The 1,978-nt window shown below is 72.6% G+C and carries 2 protein-coding genes; one reads left to right on the top strand and one right to left on the bottom strand.

The window, feature by feature from the left end:
* A partial coding sequence (locus B9G38_RS16545) for a site-2 protease family protein (RefSeq protein WP_143415577.1) occupies positions 1-1,063 on the bottom strand: 1,063 nt, incomplete at its 3' end.
* 109 nt (positions 1,064-1,172) lie between these two features.
* On the opposite strand from B9G38_RS16545, the gene B9G38_RS16540 reads away from it, so the two are divergent.
* Positions 1,173-1,637, top strand: a complete 465-nt coding sequence (locus tag B9G38_RS16540) for a DoxX family membrane protein (protein ID WP_086221106.1) — start codon at positions 1,173-1,175, stop codon at positions 1,635-1,637.
* Positions 1,638-1,978 lie beyond the last annotated feature (341 nt).

The following is a 1,978-nucleotide window of genomic DNA, read 5'->3' as shown; positions in this document are numbered from 1 at the left end:
GGCGGCGGCGCGAGGGGGCTGCCGGGGCCGGCGCGTCGCGGCCCTGATCGCTGCGCGTCGGTTGGCGCGTCAGGGTGAGCGTGGCGCGGTCGTCGCCGCCGACCGCGTCGAGGAAGTCGGACTCGGTCGCGACGGGCTCGCCGTTCACGGCCGCGATCGTCACCGGCCGCTCCTCGATCGTCACGTTGAGGGGGTTGCCGCCGGCGGACCCGACCACCTGTAGCTCGCGGTCGACGGTCACCGTCTCGCGCGTATCGCCGTCGTCGACGGTGAGCGCGACGGAGTCGCCGGCGTCGGCGATCGCGGACTCGAACTCGCCCGCGGTCTCGGTCGGCGTCCCGGCCACCTCGACGACCCGGTCGCCCTGCGAGAGGTCGGCCGCGGCCGCCGGGGAGCCGGGGTTCACCTCGCCGACCGCGTAGCCGGCGGCGGGCGAGATGGCGCCGACGACGGGGCCGAAGAGGAGCGCGAAGACGACGACCGTCAGGACCGTGTTCGCGGTGACGCCGGCAGCGAACATCCGAGCGCGGGCGCCGCGGGAGGCCTCCTGGGTCGCCTCCTCGTCCGGCTCGACGAACGCGCCCACCGGGAGCAGCGCGAAGAAGACGAGCCCCATCGACTCGATGTCGATGTCCTCGACCCGGCAGAGGAGGCCGTGTGCCCCCTCGTGGACCACCATCGCCACTCCGAGCCCCGCGACGATCTCGGGCGCGACCGACAGCGGGAGGAAGTCGTTGACGCCGGGGATGATGAGGAAGTTCTGCGGCTGCTGGATCGCGGCGGGCTGCGCGTTCGTGAACGCCGATCTCGCCGACGAGAGGATGAGCGCGAACGACGCCACCATCGCCACCAGTGCCCCGCCGAGCCCGAGGTTGGCGACCGCGCGCCAGAACCGCTTGGGCGCGGCGAGTCGGCCGAGGAAGGCGCGCCCGCGGAGCGTCCGGAGGGTCAACACCGGGCCGGAGACCCTGAACGCGTCCGGGAGGATCCCCTCGTTCCGCAGCCACATCGCGACCGCGGAGTACGCGAGGACCCCCGTCAGCACCCAGAACAACGTGTTCATTACGCCCTCGTTGGGTTCGGTCGTCCCTAAGGCGTTCGGTTCCCGGAACCCTGACCGGTCGCCGTCGCGGCGGCGAGGACTGATACGCCCGCCGCCCGTGCGACGAGGTATGACGGAATCCGACCGAACGCGTTCCGGGGACCGAGAGGACGAGCCCGCCGACTCAGGGCGATCGCTCGCGCCCCTCATGGGCGCGACGTACGTCCTCGCCGGGATCGCGCACTTCCTGATCCCGAAGCGATTCGCCGCGGCGGTCCCGCCCGCGTTCCCCAACCCCGTCGGCCTCGTCTACCTCTCCGGGATCGCGGAGGTCCTCCTCGGGATCGGGGTCGCGATCCCGCGGACGCGACGCGCGTCGGCGTGGGGGATCGCCGCCCTCCTCGTCGCGGTGTTCCCGGCCAACGTCCACCTCGCCCGGAGCGACGACCTGAACGGCCTCGTCCCGGACGGCCTCGTCGGCCCGGCGCGGCTCGCGGCGTGGATCCGACTGCCGTTTCAGGGGGTCCTGATCGGCTGGGCGCTGCGATACGCGCGCACCGACGAGGCGGAGTCGACGGCCACAGTGGAAGCGTAGTCGACGGCGGGGAGAGCGGAGTCGACGGCGGGGAGAGCGGAGTCGACGGCGGCGAGAGCGTAGTCGACGGCGGCGAGAGCGTAGTCGACGGCCGCGGCGGAAGCGGAGTCGCGGAGCGGTCGAGGATCCGCCGCGAACTCAACACCCAAGTACCCCCCGGTCCAATCGACGCCCATGATCGCTCTCATCGACTTCGTCACCCGGTTGGTCGGCGACGTCGGCCGGTTCCTCGACATCTTCCTGAACGACCTGATCCTCGGCGCGGGCGACCCGCTGTCGGCCCTGCTCGTCGTCGTCGGGCAGGTGCTGCCCGTCAGCGCCGTCGCCGTGTTGGGGTACGC

The organism is Halorubrum sp. SD612, from assembly GCF_002135005.1.
The sequence above is the reverse complement of the archived record's forward strand: the minus strand, read 5'-3'. Positions and strand labels throughout refer to the sequence as shown.